The following is a 19,339-nucleotide window of genomic DNA, read 5'->3' on the forward strand; positions in this document are numbered from 1 at the left end:
GAGTTGGGGCTGATTCCCGTCTTCCGCCCCGGGCGGGCTGTGCCTTTGGCGGCGTCTTCCCGCTTGTGGCGTGCCGCCGTTCACCGGTTCCGCCATGGTTCGGGCGGGCCCTCGACGGCCGCTCGGGTGTTCGTGGAGTGTGCGTGAGCTGCGCGAACTCTCGTTGAAGCTACGGGAGTTCAGAAGCTGGTGGTCGCCACCAGGTCGAGCTCCGGGTCGCCCTGGAGGACGGCGCGGTGCAGCCGCTGCAGGCGCGGCGAGGGCTCCAGCCCGAGCTCGTCCACCAGCGTGTTGCGCAGCCGCTGGTACGCCTCGAGGGCGCGCCAGGCGCCGCCGGCCCGGTGGGTGGCGAGCATCAGCTGCCCGCAGAAGGACTCGTGCATGGGGTGCCGGGCGGTGAGGACGCGCAGTTCGGCGATGAGCTCGTTGTGCCGGCCCAGGCGCAGGTCGGCGTCGAGGCGGCGCTCCAGGGCGGCCATCCGGCCCTCCTCCATGCGCAACACCTCCAGTTCGAGGACGTCGCCGACCTTGACGTCCACCAGGGCCGGGCCCTGCCAGAGGGCGAGGGCGCCGCCGAGGAGTTCGGAGGCGGCCCGGTAGTCGGCGGCGTCGTAGGCGGCGCGGCCGGAGGCGGCGAGCTGCTCGAACTCCTGGACGTCGGTCTGTCCGGGCTGGACGCGCAGCAGGTAGCCGCCGTGCTGGGTGACCAGCACCTCCTTGGCGTGGGTGTCGCTGTCGCCGGCGAGGGCGAGGGCGATGCGGCGGCGCAGCTGGAGGATGTACGTCTGGAGGGTGGTCGCGGCGCTGCGCGGCACCTCGGTCCCCCAGATCTCCTCCATCAGGGTGGGTACCGTAACCACCCGGTCCGCCTGAAGTGCGAGCAGTGCCAGGATCTGGCGCGGCTTGGCCGCGCTCGGAACGATCGACACTCCGTACTCAGTGGCCGACAACGGCCCCAGGATCTTGATGTCCATGGTGTTCTCCCCTTTCCGGCCTCCCGTCGGTCGTCCCCCGGCGGTCGTGGTCGAAGATGGGGTCGAGCCTGGCACCAGCACGCCGTGAGGCCCAGTGAGGGCGTCACGAGCGGAACCGTGAAAATGTCATGGCGCGAGGGTGAGTACACCACTGGGCCCGGGGCCCGGCTTGTCCGCAGACTCCTGGACCACGACCGAACGGAATCACGACCGGTCGGTATCGCGATTCAGCGACTCAGGAGGCACCCCATGAAGACCATCGCCCGCGACACCAGTGCCCGTGTGAGCGTCACCCAGGAGGACCGCCGTTTCGCCGAGTTGACCGTCCGCAGCGGTCTGGAGCCGGAGCTGGCGCAGCGTTACGCGGCCGACCCGGTGGCCGTGCTGGCCGAGTTCGGCCTGTCGGCCGGGGAGCCGCTCTACCTGGGCGGGACGGTCGGGGACGCCGACACGATCCTGATCGAGGAGCTGGACGGGCCGGGCGTCGGCTTCGCCGGCAGCTGCGCGTTCTGCTTCGACCCGTCGCGCGTCGGCTGACCGCGATGGCGGACACGGGGGCCAGAGGTCTGCCGCTGGGGTTCAAGCGGCATCTGCGAGCTGAAGTGGTACCGGGCGAGGCGACCTATCTGCTCTCCGCCAACGGCGTCACGGCGGTGGCCGGGCGTCACGTGGAGCGCCTCGCCCCGCTGCTGGACGGCACCCGCTCGCTGGAGCGGGTGCTCGACGAGGCGGCGGACACGATGACTCCCGGGGAGGCGAGCCGTGTCCTGGCCCGTCTCGCCCAGGCCAAACTGCTGGGCTACCACCGCCCGGCGGAGGACGAGGCGGCGCTCGCCTACTGGGACCTGCTCGGCCTGGACGGGGCCGACAGTTCGCTCGCGCGGGCGGCGGTCAGGGTGGTGACGCTGGGCCGCCCGGAGCCGGGGCCGGCCCGCCGGGCGTGCCGGGAGTCGGGGCTGCGGGTGCTCGCGAGGGGCGAGAGACCCGGGCCGGACACCGAGGTGCTGACCCTGGTGCTCACGGACGACTACCTGCACCCGGAGCTGGAGCGGATCAACGCCGAGCACCTGGCGGCGGGAACGCCCTGGCTGCTGGCGCGCCCGTGCGGGGCGCAGCCGTGGGTCGGGCCGGTGTTCCGCCCTCAGGCGGGCCCCTGCTGGTCCTGTCTGGCGCACCGGCTGTGGGGCCACCGGCACAGCGAGATCCCGTTGCAGCGGGCGCTGGGGCACCAGGGGCCGGTGGCCCGGCCGGAGGCGTCGCTGGCGGCCGGGCGGGCGATGGGCCTTCAGGCGGCGGTGCTGGCGGCGGCGAGGTGGCTGGCGGGGGCGCGCGGCGGCGAGGACGACGCCGTCTGCACCCTGGACACGGCGACGCTGCGCAGCCGTCACCACACGGTGGTGCGGCGCCCGCAGTGCCCGGAGTGCGGGGATCCCGGCCTGGTGGCGCGTCAGGTGCTGGGCCCCCTGGTGGTGCGGCCGCGCCCGAAGTCGCCGGAGACGGGCGGCGGGCACCGGGCGCTCGCCCCGGCGGAGATGCTGCGCCGGCACGAGCACCTGGTGAGCCCGGTGACGGGCATCGTCGAGGAGGTCCGCCGGGACGAGCGGGCGCCGGAGGGGATCAACTGCTACGTGTCGGGCCGCAATCTGGCGATGCGCAGCGGTTCGCTGGGCGGGCTGCGGGCCGGGCTGCGCGCGCTGAGCGGCGGCAAGGGGGCCACCGCGCTGGACGCCAAGGTGGGGGCGCTGTGCGAGGCGGCCGAGCGCTACAGCGGGACGCGACAGGGGGACGAGCCGGTGGTGCGCGACTCGCTGCGCGCCCTGGGCCCGGTGGCGCTGCACCCGAACGACTGCCAGCTGTACTCGGAGCGGCAGTTCCGGGAGCGGGCGCGCTGGAACGCGAGCGGTTCGGCGCTGCACCACGTGCCGGAGCGCTTCGATCCGGACCGCCCGGTGGACTGGACCCCGGTGCAGTCGCTCACCACCGGCCGGCAGCGGCTGCTGCCGACCTCCCTGCTGTACTACGGCAACGCGCCGGGGCGGCCCTCGGACGGGCTGTGGGCGGACTCCAACGGCAACGCCGCGGGCAGCAGCCTGGAGGACGCGATCGTGCAGGGCTTCCTGGAGCTGGTGGAGCGGGACGCGGTGGCGCTGTGGTGGTACAACCGCACCCGCCATCCGGCGGTGGACCTGGACGCCTTCGACGACCCGTGGACGGCCACGCTGCGCCAGGCGTACGCGATGACCGGCCGTCAGGTCTGGGTACTGGACGTGACCTCGGACTTCGGGATCCCGGTGTTCGTGGCGCTGTCCCGCCAGGTGGGACGGCCGGCGGAGGAGATCGCGTTCGGCTTCGGGGCGCACCACGATCCGAGGCTGGCGCTGCGGCGGGCGCTGACCGAAATGGGGCAGTTCCTTCCGTCCGGGGGCAGTCCGGACGGCGGGCTCCGGGCCGCCGATCCCGAGGTGGTCGCCTGGTGGTCGTCGGCGACGGTCGCGAATCAGCCATATCTGCTGCCGGATTCCGGTCAGGTTCCGCGCAGGCCCTCGGACTACGACTACCGGCCCTCCGGGGACCTCCGGGAGGACGTGGCGGAGGCGGAACGGCTGGTCCGGGCGAAGGGGATGGAACTGCTCGTACTCGACCAGACCCGGCCCGACGTCGAGATCCCGGTCGTCAAGGTGATCGCCCCCGGGATGCGCCATTTCTGGGCAAGATTCGCCCCGGGTCGTATCTTCGATGTGCCGGTACGACTCGGTCTACTCACCGGGCCGACCGTCGACACGGATCTCAACCCGATTCCCCTGTTCGTCTGAGTTTCGGCTGAGTATTCGTACGTTCATACGACAAGAAGCTTGAACGGACGGCGACGGTCCCGTACGTTTCCGTGACGCTCTGGTTGAGCGCGCGGTAGCATGCACGCCGACCGGGGCGCTGACATGGGGGGAAGCGGTATGGCTGGCAGAACGGGCACGTCCTCGGCCGATCTTCCGGCCCCCCGACTTGCCCGGGGCATCACCGTCTTCGCCCTCTTCTGCTTCGGCCTGATCGTCTTCAACAACGTGCTGCGCGACGGCGTCAGCGGCGGCAAGGCCGTGGTGGCCCTGGCGTGCTCCGCCGCCGTCTTCTCCATCCAGCTGTTCAACTCCTCCGCGAAGGCCCGCTGGTGGCCGATGCGGAAGAGGATCGTGATGCTGGTCGTGCAGGCCGTGTTCACCCTCGGGCCGATCCTGGTCTTCGGCGCCAACTGGGGCGGGATGCTGGGGTGCCTGGCCGGCTCCTGCCTGCTGCTCCTGCCCAGGCGGCCCGGGTGGACGCTGTACGGCGTCTGCTGCCTGACGGCGTTCGTCCATGCCTGGGTCACGGGCGTGGAACCGCTGATGACCATCTACGTGGCGCAGTCGACCACCCTGACGGGCCTGATCATCTACGGGCTCACCAGGCTGGCCGACCTCGTCGAGGAGGTCTTCTCCTCCCGGGAGGAACGCGCCCGGGCGGCGGTGCTCCAGGAGCGGCTGCGCTTCGCCCGGGACCTGCACGACCTGCTCGGCTACAGCCTCTCGTCGATCACCCTCAAGACCGAGTTGGTCAACCGGCTGGTCACCAGCCGGCCCGACCGGGCACGGGAGGAGATCGCCGAGGTGCTGGACATCTCCCGGCAGGCGCTGGCCGACGTACGGCTGGTGGCCAGCGGCTACCGGGAGATGTCCCTGGCGGCCGAGGTCGACTCCGTCGCCTCGACGCTGAGGTCGGCCGACGTGAAGGCCGAGGTGGAGGTCGCCTGCTCGCGGCTGCACCCGGTGGTGGACACCGTGCTGGCCACCGCGCTGCGCGAGGGGGTGACCAACATCCTGCGCCACAGCAGAGTCCAGCACTGCGAAATCCGTGCTCACTCCGACGAAGAAACGGTTTTTCTCCGACTGGTGAACGACGGCGTGACCAAGACCGTCCACCCCCCGGCCCCCTGGAGCGGCAGCGGGATCGGGAACCTGGAGACCCGGCTGGCCGCCATCGGCGGCCGGGTGGAGGCGGGCGTCCGGGAGGACGGCCGGTTCCACCTGCTGGTCGAGGCGCCGCTCAAGCCCCAGGTGCCGGCCACCGCCGCTCCCCATGACGTTCCGCAGGCGGTGGCCTGAGAAGATCTCCGGTACCGGGCGGAACCCGACCACGGACCCCGACCACGAGGGATTGCATGTTGTCGACGAAGATCCTCCTCGCCGAGGACGTGCAGATGATCCGCGGCGCACTGGTCGCCCTGCTGGAGCTCGAACCGGACTTCGAGGTGGTCGCCTCGGTGGACCGGGGCGACGTCATCGTGAAGACGGCGCTCGAGACCAGGCCCGACGTCGCGGTCATCGACATCGACCTGCCCGGCATGGACGGTCTCACCGCGGCGGCCGCCCTGCGCGAACGACTGCCCAGCTGCCGGGCGTTGATCCTCACCAGCCTCGGCCGCCCCGGCACCCTGCGCCGGGCGATGGCCGCGCACGTGTGCGGCTTCCTGCTCAAGGACGCCCCGCCCGAGCAACTCGCCCGCTCGGTGCGGGCGGTGGCGCAGGGTCAGCGGGTGATAGACCCTCAGCTGGCGATGTCCGCCTGGGACGCGCCGGCCAACCCGCTGTCCCCGCGCGAGCTGGAGGTGCTGCGGCAGGCCGCGCACGGCGCCGCCGTCACCGAGATCGCCGCCTCGCTGTACCTCTCCAAGGGCACCGTCCAGAACTACCTGACCGCCATCGTCACCAAGCTCAACGCCCGCAACCGGGTCGACGCCATCCGCATCGCGGAGGACGCCGGCTGGATCCCGTAGCGCCGGATCCCGCAGCCGAACTCTAGCTGCGCCCCGAGGAGTTCAGCAGCGCCTCCAGCAGCCCCTCGTCCAGCACCGTCTGCACCGACAGGTCGCTGCCGCTGCCGAAGCCCGCGTCGAACACGGCGACGCTGACCACGAAGCGCCCCTCCAGGGCGACGGTGCCGAACGTCCAGGCCGAGCCGTCCGCGACCGGCCCGCCGTCCGGTCTGACCAGCCGCGCCTGCTCGCCGTCCAGCGCGAAGCCGAACTCGGTGAAGCGGAACCGCAGCCCCTGCCCGCGCGCCTTGCTGTACGCCTCCTTGAGCGTCCACAGCCGCACCAGCAGGTCGTTGCGGCGCTCCGCCGCGTCCGCGTCCAGCGCCTCCCGCTCGTAGGGCGTGTAGCCCTGGGCCTCCGAGGCCGTGCCCGCCATCCGCCGGTCGGCCAGCTCCACGTCCACGCCGATCCGGCCGCGCCGGGTGACGCCGACCACCAGGACGTCCTGGGTGTGGCTGAGGCTGACGTCGATCTGGTCGCAGCCGCGCACGTACGGGCGGCCGCCGGGCTCGTACGCCAGGTCCACCTGGTCCGGCGTGGTCCCGATCACCTCGGCGGCCGTGCGGCGCAGCAGCAGCCGCGAGGCCAGGAAGCGCTCCTTGGCCCGGGCGTGGCCGATGCGCTGGTAGCGCTGCCAGTCCCGCCCGAGCACCTCCCGCAGCCGCTCCGGCTCGCGCAGGTGGACGCTCCACTGGGTGAGCACCCCGTACACCAGGGCCGTGCCGGTGCCGGCGAGGTCCTGGCGCACGGGCTCCCAGGGGCCGTCGGGCCCCGCCATCCGGAGCAGCCGCGGGAGTCCCCCTCCCGCTGCCGCCATCTCAGGCCCTCACCAGGGGGTGGGCCAGCGGGCCGGCGTCCAGGGCGGAGAGCACCCCCGCCAGGTCGACGGCGTTGGTCTGCGGGCCCCGGCACATGCCCAGGCAGGAGGGGCCCTCGTTGCCGGCGATGCGGCGCATGAACGGGGTGAGTACGACCTTGGGGCCGATCTCCACGATGTGGGTCAGGGCCTGCTGGTCGACCATCTGCCGGGCGGCGTCGGCGAAGCGCACGGGCGAGGTGACCTGGGCCGTCCAGTACGGCGCGTACAGCGGCTCGCTCGTCAGGCGCCCGCGCACGGTCGAGTAGTACGGCAGCCGGGAGGCGCCGCCGGGCAGCCGGCGGGTGACGGCCTCGAACTTGGCGAGCATCGGCTCCATCATCGGCGAGTGGAAGGCGTGGGTGACCTCCAGCGCCTTGCAGGCGATGCCGCGCTCCTCCAGCCTGCGCTCGATGCGGCGCAGGCCCTCGAGTTCGCCGGACAGGACGGTCGCCTTGGCGGCGTTGATCGCGCCGATCGCCACCCCGGGCTCGTCGACGATCAGTTCGGCGGCCTCGTAGGGCGCCAGGCAGGTGGCGGTCATGCCGCCGCCGGCGGGCAGGTACTGCATGAACGCGCCGCGGACGGTGACCAGTTTGGCCGCGTCCGCCAGCGTCAGGGCGCCGGAGATCACGGCCGCGGCGAACTCGCCGATGCCGTGGCCGAGGACGGCGACGGGCTGCACGCCGGCCTCCTCCAGGGTGCGGGCGAGGGCGTACTCGACGGCGAACAGGGCGGGCTGGGTGTAGGCGGTCTGGTGCACGCGGCGGTCGCGGCTGAGCATCAGGTCGACGACGGAGACGCCGGTGTACGGGGACAGCGCGGCGGCGGCCTCGTCCAGGAAGCGGCGGTAGCCGGTGGAGTTGAGGTAGAGCCCGGAGGTCATGCCGGGGTGCTGGGAGCCCTGGCCGGTGAAGACGAAGGCGGCGCGCACCTGCTGGCCGCTGCCGAGGCGGATGTCGCGCAGTTCGAGGTAGGCGGCGAGCTCCTGGATGGTGGGGTAGAGCCAGATGTCGGTCGGGTCCAGCACGGGGCCGAACTCCTGCTCGATGTCGCCGTAGAGGCTCAGCGCGGCGACCGAGTCGAGGTCGTAGGTGGTGAACGGGACGTCTTCGGCGATGTCGCGGCCCAGGTAGTGGCGCAGCCGCTCGCTCAGCCAGCCGTGGTAGTCGGGTTCCGGTGCGGACGGGTGGGGGGTGTTCACGGGAGGGACTCCTTCGCGGTGGTCGGGGGCGGGCGCGGGCCCGGAGGGTCTCGGGCCGGCGTGGGCCCGGGATGTGTCTCAGGCGAGCGCCGACCCGTACAGGTCGAGGCTGCGGCGGCCGTGCAGGCGGGCCAGGACCTCGGCCAGGACCCGCTGTTCGGTTCCGGAGGGGCGGTCGGGCAGCGGCAGGCCCAGGCGGCGGCCGAGGCGGTAGAGGGCGGCGGTGACCCAGCTGGGGTCGGCGAGGAAGTCGTCCTCGCCGTCGCGCTGCTCGCGCCACACGCCGAGGCAGGCGGCGGCGGCCAGTACCAGGGTGTAGCGGTCGGCCTGGCCGAAGGCGTGCGGGCTGACCATGGCCTTGCGGTCGTCCAGGGCGATGCGGGTGAACGCCTTGCGCAGGTCGTCGAGTTCGATGGTGAAGGCGCGGGCGAGGAAGCGCAGCGCGGGGCCGTCCGGGCCGGCGTCGGAGAGCAGCCCGCCGTTCTCCAGTTGATCGGTGCATGCCACTAAAGTGGCCGCGAGGGGATCACCGTCACCGAGCAGGGCCGCGTCCGCCAGGCTCAGCGGCGGCAGGTCCCCCTCCAGCCGGAACAGCTCGGGCGGGGCCTCCGGGTCGGCGAACCAGGCGTGCCGGGCGAAGAAGGGCAGCTGCGGCAGGATGCTGACCTGCCGTCCGGCGCTGCCCGCGTGCCCGAGCGAGGTGACCGGCAGATCCCGCAGCTGCTTGCGGAACATCGCGTACGCGCCGTCCTCGGCGAAGGTCTCCTCCCCCAGCACGGCCGACATCTCCTCCATCGCCTCCGCGACCAGCTTGGGGGCCAGGTAGGCCGCCGTGGCCGCGTAGGCGCTCATCTGCTTGGGCATCAGGTGCAGGGCCCGGGTCGCGACCAGCGACAGGCAGTCGCTGACCAGCAGGTCCAGGAAGGCGCCGGTGAGGACGTCCTTGACGTGCTGCACGTCCAGCGAGGAGCGGCCGTCCGCGCGCCGGCGGGTGGCGAAGCGGGCCACCGTGCGCAGCGCCGTGTCCCCGCCCGCCAGCACGATCGACGGGATCAGCCCGCGGATCACCAGCGAGGAGCGCAGCGACAGCTCGTACCCCTCGCCGAGCCCGCCGACCAGGGCGGAGCCCGGCACCGGGCAGTCGGTGACGCGGATGCCGCCGAACTCCACGCTGCGCATCCCGGTGGTGCCGTGCCGGCCCAGGTACTCGACGGCGGCCTCCGGCAGGGCCTCGCGGTCCAGCAGCAGCACCGAGTGGGCACGGCCGGCCACCTCGCCGCCGGTGCGGGCGAAGACCACCAGGCCCCCGGCGGTGCGGGCGTTGGCGATCACGCTCTTGGTGCCGTTGAGGACGAAGCCGCCGGCCTTCGGCTCGGCCGCGAACTCCTCGCGGACGAAGGCGTTCCCGTGCGCCACCTCGTGCCGCACGACGGCGATCCGGCGGCCCTCCAGGAGCAGCCGGGCGGCCAGGGCGCGCTGGCCGCCGTCGCCGCCGGCCCACACGGGGACGGCGGCGAAGAAGCAGCTGAGCCCGTAGCCGAAGCCCAGCGAGGCGTCGCGGCGGAACACCGGGCGCAGCACCCGGCCGAGCTCGTCCAGTCTGGTCAGTCGCCCGTCGAGCTCGGCGGGCACGAACTCGGCGTTGAAGCCGAACTCGTCGAGCACCCGCTCGGCCTCGGCCAGCACCTCGCCGCGCGCGTCGGCGGCGAGCAGGCCGTGCTGGCCCATCGGATTGTCGGCGCCGAAGAGCGGCCCGAAGGCCTTCTCCAGCCGGGTGATCCGATCCCCTTCGATCATGGACGACTCCTGACGAGCAACTGTTCCACTTCGGACTTCACTTCCTGGTGCAGCGGCTTGAGCCGGCCGTCCAGGAAGAGCTTGCGCATGGCCGCCCGTTCGACCTTGCCGCTGGTGGTGCGGCGTACCGTGCCCGGGCGTACCAGGAGGACGGCGCCGGTCTGGAGCTCGAACTCCCGGGCCAGGCAGTCCTTGACGGCCGCGGTCAGCCCCGCGAAGTCGACGCGGTAGCGGCTCTGGGCTCGCAACTCCTGGATGACGACGACCTGTTCGCGCTCGCCGGGCACCCCGAAGGCGGTGGCCGAGCCGAACATCGCGCTGACGCGCTGCACCGTCTGCTCCAGGTCCTGCGGGTAGAGGTTGCGGCCCGCGACCACGATCACGTCCTTGAGCCGGCCGGTGACGTGCAGCAGCCCGTCCTGGACGACGCCGAGGTCCCCGGTGCGCAGGTAGCCGCCCTCGCCCTCCGCGGTGGTCTGGCCGAAGGTCTGGGCGCTCTCGCCGCGGCGGCGCCAGTAGCCGGCGGCCACGCCCTGGCCGCGCACCCAGATCTCGCCGATCCGGCCGTCGGGCAGGGTGGCCTGGCTCTGCGGGTCGACGATGCGCAGGTCCAGCTCCACGGGCAGGCCCACGGGCACCAGCGATCTGGAGGGCCGGCCCGTTCTGGCGTCGGCCAGCCGGTTGCGCTCCAGCGCGGCCGCGTCCACCTCGCGGTGGGTGCGCGCCCCGGCGGCGCCCCCGGCGTCCAGGGCGACCAGCAGGGTCGCCTCCGCCAGGCCGTAGCCGGCGGTCAGGGCCTCGGCCCGGAACCCGGCCGGGGCGAAGCGCTCGGAGAACGCCTGCCAGGTGGCCGAGCGGATCGGCTCGCCGCCGTCCACCGCGGCCCGCCAGGCGGAGAGGTCCAGCCCGGCGGGCAGCGGCTGCTCGTCGGTGCGCCGCACGCACAGGTCGTACGCGAAGTCGGGAGCCGCGCTGACGGTCACGCCGTAGCGCGAGATGGCCTCCAGCCAGCGCAGCGGCCGCTTGACGAACGCCTCCGGGGTGAGCAGCACCGAGGTGGCGCCCAGCCACAGCGGGTGGAGCAGCTGGCCGATCAGCCCGAGGTCGTGGTGGAAGGGCAGCCAGCCGCCGAACACGTCCGCCGGGCCGGTGCGCAGCGCCGCCCCGATCGCCCGCTGGTTGGCCGTCAGGCTGCCGTGGGTGACCACGACGCCGCGCGGCTCGCGGGTGGAGCCGGAGGTGTACTGCAGCAGGGCGACGGAGTCGGGGCCCAGCCGCGGCGCGGTGAAGGGCGCCGAGGGCGGGACCACGTCGGCGGCCAGGCAGGGGATGGAGCCGTGGCCCTGTGCTGCCAGCAGCCGGGACAGGTCGGGGGCCTCGGCCGCGTCGGTGAGCGCCAGGCAGGGCGCGGCGTCCTTGACGATCCCGGCGATCCGCTCGGCGTGGTGGCCCCGGCCGCGCGGCGGGGCGGTGGGCACGGCGATCGCGCCCGCGTACAGGCAGGCGAGCAGGCTGATCGCGAACAGCCGCCGGTCGGAGTGGGCGAGGAGCACCCGCTCCCCGGCGGCGCCGCGGTCCTGCAGCCAGCCGGCCAGGCGCCGGGCCCCGGCGTCCAGGGCGCGGTAGGACACCGCCTCGGCCTGGCTCCTGCCCTCGTACTCGGGCAGGAGGATCAGCGCCTCCCTGCCCGGCGCCTCGGCGGCCCTGGCCTGGATCTGTTCCGCGAAGTTCCGGAAGCCGGTCATGCGTCCCCCTCGCGCGTCATGGTTGTCGCCTCCATGGCTGCATGGTGCGCCCGGCCCCTCGAACGAGGCTTGCGGACGGAACGCGGGAGAGCCGAGGCCCGGACGGCCTCGGCTCTCCGCTCGCTGGAGGGACATCAGGAGGAGGATTCCTCGGCGTACCGGCGGGCGTGGCGCAGGGTGGTGGAGCTGTTGGTACCCAGCGCCTTGCGCACGAGGTCGCGGGCCTGGGCGAGGGTGGCGTCCTCGCCGAGCAGCGCGCGCACGCCCTCGGGGTCGAGGGTGACGGTGTGCCAGGAGGTGGCGACGACGCCCTCGCCGTCCGCGGCGGGCTCGATCTCCCAGCGGCCGGTGTGGCCGGCCATGGCGGCCGGGACGCGCAGCTGCTTGTAGACGATGCTCCGCCGCTCGGGGAAGACCACGCGCACGGAGACGGTGGTGTGCACCGAGCCGTCGGGGCTGCGGGTGTCCATCTCCATGTGCTGGATGCCGGGCTCGTCCTCGGTGAGATCCAGGCGGGCGACGTGCGGCAGGCGCTCGGGCCACAGGTCGGCGCGGTTCAGGAAGTCGAAGACGTCCTGGGCGGAGCCGTCGATGTGCTCGGAGTCGCTGAAGGTGAAGCACAACCCGTCGTCCCGCGGCCCCTGTTCGGCTCCGGCCTTGAGGGCGGCGAGCTCGGCGCGGCTGTTGTGGTCGACGGCGCTCTCGATCAGGGCGACGGCCTCGGGGGCGTCGCCGACGGCGCGGTAGTCGTGCAGCAGGGTGACGTGGGTCTCCTCGCTCCCGTCGGCCTGCCGGATGACCCAGTCGCCGCCCATGGCCTCGACGGGCGGGGCGGAGACGACCTGGCGGAAGGTGATCCGCCCGGCCGCGCGGTCCAGGGTGCGGCGGGAGGTCCACGTCCTGGCCCTGCCGTTGGCGGTGGCCCAGATGCGCAGCAGCTGCTCGCTGCGGCCGTCGCTGAGGACGTTCTCCTCCACCACCTCCGCGTGCACGGTCGGCCCGAACAGCTGGGGCCAGCCGGCCACGTCGGCGACGAGCGCGAAGACGGCGGCCGCCGGGGCGGAGACGGTGACGGCGTGCTCCGTGACGCGGGTGGGCGTCTCGGGCCGCTCGGTGGGTACGGTCTGGTCGGTCGCAGCGGTGGGCGCCACGGCGAGCTCTCCTTCGTTCACGCCGCACACGGCGGCCGGTTCGAGAATGCCAAGGTCCGCTCGAATCGGGCTCGAGCGCCGGTGCAGTCCGGCTCATGATGGCCGAACCGCCTTGCGTTTCCATGAATCTGACGTACGGTCAGGCCCAGTGGGGTCGGTCGAGGATGTCCACCACCGCCGCGCCCCAGCTGTAGCCGGCGCCGACGCTGACCATCACCACCCGGTCCCCGGGCCGGGCCCGACCGGAGACCACCAGGCGGTCCAGGCCCGCGAACTGGTCGCCCGCGCCGAGGTGGCCGACGGTGCGGCTCCAGTCCCAGGTGGTGCGCTCCGGCTCGATGCCGAAGGGCTCGAAGTAGATGGCCTGCAGGCGCCGGCGCCCGAAGTGCGGCAGCAGCACCCAGTCCGCGTCGGCCAGTTCCATCCCGGCGTCGGACAGCGCCTGCTTCAGCGCCGTCTGCTGGCCCGCGTGGGCCTTGCTGATCGCGAAGGACATCCCGACCTCGCGCAGGAAGGCGCGCTTGGCCTCCTCGAAGTCGACCGGGATGCGGTGGGTGAACGGCGCGGGGCTGAACGGCTCGTCGCCGCGGTGCATCGGCTCCAGTTCGGCGTCGGCGTGCAGCGCCAGGGAGCGCAGCCTCGCGTAGCCACCGCGGCGCGAGAGCACCAGCGCCGTCGCCCCGTCCGCGTACGGCGTGCCCGGGTCGGTGCGCCAGCGGTCGATGCCCGGCGGGCAGAAGCGGTCGGCGGTGGTGAGCAGCGCGTCGCAGCGGTTGTGGTCGGCGCTCAGGTAGGCGGTGGCCAGGTCCAGCGCGCCGAGGCCGCCGTTGGACATCTGGCGCACCTCCAGCGCCGGGCAGGTGCTGCGCCCGGTCCCGCGCTGGACGTAGGAGGCCACCGGCCAGAGGTCCTGGCCCTGGTGGTAGGTGTCGGCGTGCAGGATGAGGTCGATGTCCTCGGGGGTGGTGCCAGCCCGGGCGAGGGCCGTGCGGGCGGCCGTGACGGCCATCTCGGCGGCGGACTCCTCGGGCGAGTGGGCGACGGACAGCATGTCCGTGGCGGTGGCGATCTTCGCCGGGCAGGCGCCGGCGGCGACCGCGTCGGCGACCAGCAGGGTCGCGGGGAGCCTGATCGCGGTCCCCCGGATGAAGATGTCTTCGACGCGCACGATGGCTCCCTTGTCTGCTTCCGTCGGGCGCCGGCCGTCAGCCGGCTGCGGCTATGGCCGGGGCGGCGACGGGCCCCGCGACCACCCCCGTGCGCAGGACGAAGTGGACGGCGTCCAGCAGGGCCCGCCAGGAGGCGGCCACGGTGTTCTCGTCCACCCCGACCGTCCCCCAGGTCCGGTCCCCGTGCCGGAAGGTGACGAGCACCCGGGCGCGGGCGGCGCTGCCGCTCTCCCCGTTGCCCTTGTCGCCGCTGAGGACACGCACCTGGTAGTCGACCAGTTCCAGGCCGGCCAGCTCGGGGAAGAACGGCTCCAGCGCCTTGTGCAGCGCCCGGTCCAGGGCGTTGACCGGGCCGTTGCCCTCGCCGGAGGCGATCAGCGGGATGCCGTTGACCACCAGCCGCACCGAGCCCTCGGTGCGGATCGCGCCGGTGGGCAGCCGGTCCACGCCGACGCGCCAGGAGGCGACCTCGAAGGGCGGCTCCACCTGCCCGTCCGCCAGCTCGTCCAGCAGCATCAGCTCGAAGGAGGCGTCCGCGGACTCGAAGGCGTAGCCCAGGTGCTCCAGCTCCTTGACCCGGGCGGCGGTACGGGCGACCACGTCGGAGGCGGCGTCCAGCCGGTAGCCGAGGGAGCGGGCCTTCAGCTCGATCGAGGAGCGGCCGCCGAGGTCGGAGACGAGGGTGCGCATCTCGCCGCCGACCAGCGCCGGGTCGGTGTGCTGGTAGAGGTCGGGGTCGATCCGCAGCGCGGAGGCGTGCAGACCGGCCTTGTGGGCGAAGGCGGACGAGCCCAGGTAGGGCGCGGCCGGGTGGCCGGGCACGCCGGTCAGCTCGGCGACGGAGTGGCCGATCAGCGCCATGGCGCGCAGCTGGTCGGGGCGGACGACCTGGAGGCCCCGCTTGAGCACCAGGTTCGCGGACACGGTGAACAGGTTGGCGTTGCCGCAGCGCTCGCCGTAGCCGTGCGCGGTGCCCTGGACGTGGTCGGCGCCGGCGTCGACGGCGGCCAGGGTGTTGGCGACGGCGCAGCCGGTGTCGTCGTGGCAGTGGATGCCCAGCGGCACGCCGGTGGCCTCCAGGGTGTCGGCGACGACGGCGCGCACCTCGTCGGGCAGGCAGCCGCCGTTGGTGTCGCACAGGACGACGGTCTCGGCGCCCGCGTCGGCGGCGATGCGCACGACCTCCAGGGCGTACTCGCGGTTGAGCCGGTAGCCGTCGAAGTAGTGCTCGGCGTCCAGGAAGACCCGCCGCCCGGCCGAGACCAGGTGGCGCACGGTGGAGCCGATCATCGCCAGGTTCTCGGCCAGGTTGGTGCGCAGCGCCAGGTCGACGTGGCGCGGGTGCGCCTTGGCGACGAGGGTGACCACCGGGGTCTGGGCGTCGAGCAGGGCCCGGACCTGGGGGTCGACGGAGACCAGGGAGGCGGGCTTCCTGGTGGCCCCGAAGGCGACCAACTGGGCTGAGGACAGGTTGAGTTCGGTGCGGGCCCGGCGGAAGAACTCGGTGTCGCGGGGCACCGCGCCCGGCCAGCCGCCCTCGATGAAGCCGACCCCGAAGGCGTCCAGACGGCGCGCGACGGCGAGTTTGTCCTCGACCGTCAGCGTCATCCCCTGCTGCTGCGTTCCGTCGCGCAGGGTCGTGTCGTAGAGCTGGAACCGCCGCTCTGCCATTGCCTCCTCCTTCTCTCAGTTCCGGGCCGCAGGAGGCCCTGGAAGCGGCGTCCGGGCGGCTGGTCAGGTCACGGTCCGGGGAGCGGCTAGCGCGGGCCTGGACCGGCGCTCGAACGGGCCGCGCCGGCGGAGAGCAGTTCCTCGACGCCGTCGGCGCTCAGGCCGCACTCGGCGAGGATGGCGCGGGTGTGCTCCCCCGGTGCGGGTGCGGCGGCGGGCTCGGGTGCCTCGCTGCGCCCGAAGCGCGGGGCGGGGGCGGGCTGGTGCAGCCCGGCGGTGGACAGGAAGCCGCGGCGGGCCACGGCGTGGGGGTGGCGGGCCGCCTCGGCGAGGCCCAGCACCGGGGTGACGCAGGCTTCGGTGCCCTCGAAGCGGGCCGTCCACTCCTCGCGGGTCGCGGTGGCGAAGCGCTCGGCGAAGCGGCGGCGCAGCTCGGGCCAGTTGGCCTGGTCGGCGCGGTCGGGCAGGGGTGTCTCCGCCAGCCCGAGGCCGTCCAGGAGGGCGCGGTAGAAGCGCTCCTCCAGGGCGCCGACGGCCACGTGGCCGCCGTCGGCGCAGGCGTAGACGTCGTAGAAGGGCGCGCCGCCGTCGAGCAGGTTGGCGCCGCGCGCCTCGTGCCACTGGCCGTCGCCGGTCATGCCGACGAGCATGCCGAGCATCCCGGAGACGCCGTCGACGATCGCGGCGTCCACGACCTGGCCCTGGCCGGAGCTCAGCCGCTCGTACAGGGCGGACAGGACGCCGTTGACCAGCAGCATGCCGCCGCCGGCGAAGTCGCCCAGCAGGTTGAGCGGCGGCACGGGCGGGCCGCCGGCGCGGCCGATCGCGTCCAGGGCGCCGGTGAGCGCGATGTAGTTGATGTCGTGCCCGGGCGTCTGGGCCAGGGGCCCGTCCTGGCCCCAGCCGGTCATCCGGCCGTAGACCAGGCGCGGGTTGGCGGCCCGGCAGGCGTCGGGGCCCAGGCCCAGGCGTTCGGCGACGCCGGGGCGGAAGCCCTCGATCAGCACGTCGGAGCGGCGCACCAGGGCGAGCACCACCTCGACGGCCCTCGGGTCCTTGAGGTCCAGGGCGATGGAGCGCCGGCCCCGGTCCAGGACGGTGTGCCAGGCGGCGAAGGACCGCGCGCCGTCCGCGCGGTCCACGCGGACGACCTCGGCGCCGAGGTCGGCCAGCATCATGCAGGCGTACGGGGCGGGCCCGATGGCCGCGAGTTCGACGACCCTCAGGCCCGCCAGTGGGCCGCTGCCGGGCACCGCTCAGGACTCCGGGCCGAGCAGCACCGCCGCGTAGTTCCTGCGGGCGGCCGTGTCGTACTGCAGGGCGACGTGGCTGGCCGCGGAGGTGACGTCCCGCCAGAAGCGCTGGAGCGGGTGGCCCTCGCCGAGGCCACTGGTGCCGGCGGCGCGCACCAGCAGGCCCACGGCCTCGGGGACGACCTCGGCGCAGTAGGTGGCGTTGCGCTCGTTGCGGGCCAGGTGCGCCTGGTCGAACAGCCGCCCGTCGAGGACCTCGGCGTTCTGGGCGACGAGCAGCTTGGCGGCGTCGATCCGGCCGGAGGCGCGGACCACGGCCAGCTCGCCGCCCGGGTTGCGCTTGCGGCCGGTGAGCGTGGAGGCGGCGGCGTTCAGGGCGCCGGCGGCCGCGCCGACCACGGGCGCGATGAACGTCAGGCTGCCCACGCCCTGGAAGGGCACGTTGTGGGCGGACAGGTCGGAGTTCACGTTGCGGCCGGTCATGATGTCGGTGCGGTCGAAGGACAGGTGCTCGGGCACGAGCACGCCCTCCAGGGCGATGGTGTGGCTGGAGGTGGCGCGCATGCCGATGCTGTCCCAGGTGGGGCGCACGGTGTAGCGGCCGGCCGGCACGGCGAAGAACCGCATCTGCGGCGGGCCCTGGACGGCCTCCGGGGAGGCGACGACGGCGCAGACCAGCACCCAGTCGGCGAAGTCGATGCCGCTGACGTACTGCCAGAGGCCGTCCACCCGCCAGCCGTCGCCGACGCGCTCGGCCTTGCCGGAGGGGATCAGCGCCGTCGCGATGACGGTGTCCGCCCCGGCGCCCCACAGCGCGTGGTGGCCCTCCTGCGGCAGGTGGGAGGCGAAGCGGGCGGAGTACGCGCTGAGCGAGGCGCACCAGGCGGTGGCCGGGCAGCCCTCGGCGACGCTCAGCACGGCCTGGGTCAGCTCGGCGAAGGTGCCCTCGGCGCCGCCGAAGCGGGCGGAGACGAAGTGCCGGGCGAACCCGGCCGCGCGGATCGCGTCGACCACCTCGGGCGCGAGCACCCGGGTGCGGTCGGCCTCGGCGGCGTGCTCGGCGGCGAGCAGGCGCAGCTTCTCGGCGGCCTCGGCGGACAGCTGGGCCGGCGGTGTGGCGATGGACATCTGGTGGTCCCCCTTCTGGTTGTCCGACGATCAGTCAGCCGACGTGCTTCTCGATGGCCTTGGCGAACAGCGCCAGCGTCTCGCCCGGGCTCGGCCCGTCCAGCGCGCGGAAGATCCGCTCGGCGCCCTCGCCGTGCTTGTGCAGCTTCACGTGGGCCAGCTCGACGAGGGTGGTGTGCTCGTCGACGGCCGTGAACTCGACCTCGATCTCGCTGGCGCGCTCGTCGTCGGTGATCGACTGCCAGTTGGGGTCGATCCGCCAGGTCATCGCCAGGCGGTGCGGCGGCTCCCAGGCCAGCACGGTGCCCCAGGCGATCTCGGTGCCCTCGACGTCCCACTCGTAGTAACGCCCGCCCACGCCCGGCTCGAAGGCCAGGCCCGCGCGCTCCTTCTTGACCAGCACGTGGCTCGGCGGCCACCAGTCCTGCGGGTGCCCGGTGAACACCGCGAAGCACTGCTCGACGCTCGCGGCCACCGTCACCGTCTTGCGCACGTCCGGAAGCGACGTCTCCGTCATGGGCCCGACCCTCTCTCCTGCCTGCGGTCTCTGGACGGCGCCACCCTCGCGCGCGCCTCTCGACCAGGGCTGGGGTGCGCCTCAACTCCCCGTTGTCCAGCGGGATTCGAGGCCCGCGCAAGGCGGCGCGGCCACCGTCGCCGTGGATTCCACGGAGAAGGCCCGAGAAAGATCGAGAAGGCCAGAGAAGTCGAGAAGGCCAGAGAAAATCGAGAAAGGGAGTGCGGAGATGACGGACACCGGACGGAAGGTCGCCTTCGTCACCGGGGCGACCAGCGGGATCGGCCTCGCCGTGACGGAACTGCTCGCCCGCCAGGGCGTCGCGGTCTTCGGGGTGGCGCGCAGCGCCGAGAACGTCGCCGCCCTGGTGAAGCGGCTGCGCGAGGAGGAGGGCCTGGAGGTGAGCGGCGCCGCCGCCGACGTCTCCTCCACCGAGGAGGTCAAGGCGGCCGTCGCCGCGGCCGTGGCCGAGTACGGCCGCATCGACGTCCTGGTCAACAACGCCGGCCGGGGCGGCGGCGGGGAGACGGCCACGCTGGAGGAGTCCCTCTGGCTGGACGTCATCGACACCAACCTCAACAGCGTCTTCCGCGTCACCAAGGAGGTGCTGGCCACCGGCGGCATGGTCGAGCGCGGCTGGGGCCGGGTCATCAGCATCGCCTCCACCGGCGGCAAGCAGGGCGTGGCGCTGGCCGCCCCGTACTCGGCCTCCAAGCACGGCGTGGTCGGCTTCACCAAGGCCGTGGGCATCGAGCTCGCCAAGACCGGGGTCACCGTCAACGCCGTCTGCCCCGGCTACGTGGAGACGCCGATGGCCGTCAAGGTCCGCCAGGGCTACGCCGGGCACTACGGCGTCACCGAGCAGGAGATCCAGGAGAAGTTCAACGCCAAGATCCCGCTCGGCCGCTACTCCACCCCCGAGGAGGTCGCCGGCCTCGTCGGCTACCTGGTGACGGACACCGCCGCCTCGATCACCGCCCAGGCGCTCAACGTCTGCGGCGGGCTGGGCAACTACTAACCCCCCACCAAGA

At 73.5% G+C, this 19,339-nt stretch carries 16 protein-coding genes; 5 read left to right on the top strand and 11 right to left on the bottom strand.

Annotation, left to right across the window (positions count from 1 at the left end; genetic code table 11):
• Nucleotides 1–179 precede the first annotated feature (179 nt).
• On the bottom strand, nt 180–974 hold the full coding sequence (locus ACIBCA_RS09780) for a BTAD domain-containing putative transcriptional regulator (protein WP_396282314.1): 795 nt from the start codon (nt 972–974) through the stop codon (nt 180–182).
• Between the two features lie 249 nt (nt 975–1,223).
• Between ACIBCA_RS09780 and ACIBCA_RS09785 the strand changes: the two genes are divergently transcribed.
• The 4 genes from ACIBCA_RS09785 (at nt 1,224) to ACIBCA_RS09800 (ending at nt 5,778) form a co-directional block, all read left to right on the top strand.
• A complete protein-coding gene (locus tag ACIBCA_RS09785) occupies nt 1,224–1,511 on the top strand; it encodes a hypothetical protein (protein WP_396282315.1) in 288 nt (95 codons plus the stop codon).
• 5 nt (nt 1,512–1,516) lie between these two features.
• Nucleotides 1,517–3,787: a TOMM precursor leader peptide-binding protein gene (locus tag ACIBCA_RS09790; RefSeq protein WP_396282316.1), complete on the top strand. Its 2,271-nt coding sequence runs from the start codon at nt 1,517–1,519 to the stop codon at nt 3,785–3,787.
• Nucleotides 3,788–3,925: 138 nt separating this feature from the next.
• Nucleotides 3,926–5,107, top strand: coding sequence for a sensor histidine kinase (locus tag ACIBCA_RS09795; RefSeq protein ID WP_396282317.1), 1,182 nt, complete (start codon nt 3,926–3,928; stop codon nt 5,105–5,107).
• A 56-nt stretch (nt 5,108–5,163) separates the two neighbouring features.
• Nucleotides 5,164–5,778, top strand: a complete 615-nt coding sequence (locus ACIBCA_RS09800; protein WP_396282318.1) for a DNA-binding response regulator — start codon at nt 5,164–5,166, stop codon at nt 5,776–5,778.
• A gap of 22 nt (nt 5,779–5,800) precedes the next feature.
• Here ACIBCA_RS09800 and ACIBCA_RS09805 read toward each other — a convergent pair whose 3' ends face one another.
• From ACIBCA_RS09805 to ACIBCA_RS09850, 10 genes are all read right to left on the bottom strand, one after another.
• Nucleotides 5,801–6,595, bottom strand: a complete 795-nt coding sequence (locus ACIBCA_RS09805; protein ID WP_396282319.1) for a 4'-phosphopantetheinyl transferase family protein — start codon at nt 6,593–6,595, stop codon at nt 5,801–5,803.
• Between the two features lie 40 nt (nt 6,596–6,635).
• Nucleotides 6,636–7,877 (bottom strand): acyltransferase domain-containing protein, encoded by a 1,242-nt coding sequence (locus ACIBCA_RS09810; protein WP_396282320.1) that lies wholly within the window; start codon nt 7,875–7,877, stop codon nt 6,636–6,638.
• 78 nt (nt 7,878–7,955) lie between these two features.
• Nucleotides 7,956–9,674, bottom strand: coding sequence for an acyl-CoA dehydrogenase family protein (locus tag ACIBCA_RS09815; RefSeq protein WP_396282321.1), 1,719 nt, complete (start codon nt 9,672–9,674; stop codon nt 7,956–7,958).
• Nucleotides 9,671–11,419: a fatty acyl-AMP ligase gene (locus tag ACIBCA_RS09820; RefSeq protein WP_396282322.1), complete on the bottom strand. Its 1,749-nt coding sequence runs from the start codon at nt 11,417–11,419 to the stop codon at nt 9,671–9,673. Before ACIBCA_RS09820 ends, ACIBCA_RS09815 begins: the two co-directional genes overlap by 4 nt.
• Nucleotides 11,420–11,553: 134 nt before the next feature.
• Nucleotides 11,554–12,570, bottom strand: a complete 1,017-nt coding sequence (locus ACIBCA_RS09825) for an aromatase/cyclase (protein ID WP_396282323.1) — start codon at nt 12,568–12,570, stop codon at nt 11,554–11,556.
• A gap of 139 nt (nt 12,571–12,709) precedes the next feature.
• Nucleotides 12,710–13,738 carry a ketoacyl-ACP synthase III family protein gene (locus ACIBCA_RS09830; protein ID WP_396282324.1) on the bottom strand — a complete coding sequence of 343 codons (1,029 nt, stop codon included), beginning with the start codon at nt 13,736–13,738 and terminating at the stop codon, nt 12,710–12,712.
• A 37-nt stretch (nt 13,739–13,775) separates the two neighbouring features.
• Entirely contained in the window at nt 13,776–15,410 is a 1,635-nt protein-coding gene (cimA, locus tag ACIBCA_RS09835; protein WP_396282325.1) for a citramalate synthase, read from the bottom strand.
• 86 nt (nt 15,411–15,496) lie between these two features.
• Nucleotides 15,497–16,663: a CaiB/BaiF CoA transferase family protein gene (locus ACIBCA_RS09840; RefSeq protein ID WP_396282326.1), complete on the bottom strand. Its 1,167-nt coding sequence runs from the start codon at nt 16,661–16,663 to the stop codon at nt 15,497–15,499.
• A 3-nt stretch (nt 16,664–16,666) separates the two neighbouring features.
• Nucleotides 16,667–17,791 (bottom strand): hydrolase, encoded by a 1,125-nt coding sequence (locus tag ACIBCA_RS09845; RefSeq protein ID WP_396282327.1) that lies wholly within the window; start codon nt 17,789–17,791, stop codon nt 16,667–16,669.
• Nucleotides 17,792–17,825: 34 nt separating this feature from the next.
• Nucleotides 17,826–18,308, bottom strand: coding sequence for an SRPBCC family protein (locus tag ACIBCA_RS09850; RefSeq protein WP_396282328.1), 483 nt, complete (start codon nt 18,306–18,308; stop codon nt 17,826–17,828).
• A gap of 229 nt (nt 18,309–18,537) precedes the next feature.
• Here ACIBCA_RS09850 and ACIBCA_RS09855 point away from each other — a divergent pair, with 229 nt between their 5' ends.
• Complete coding sequence (locus tag ACIBCA_RS09855; protein WP_396282329.1) at nt 18,538–19,326, top strand: SDR family NAD(P)-dependent oxidoreductase; 789 nt, start codon at nt 18,538–18,540, stop codon at nt 19,324–19,326.
• Nucleotides 19,327–19,339: the final 13 nt, after the last annotated feature.

This window comes from Kitasatospora sp. NPDC051170 (assembly GCF_044455705.1).
Taxonomy (GTDB): Bacteria; Actinomycetota; Actinomycetes; order Streptomycetales; family Streptomycetaceae; genus Kitasatospora.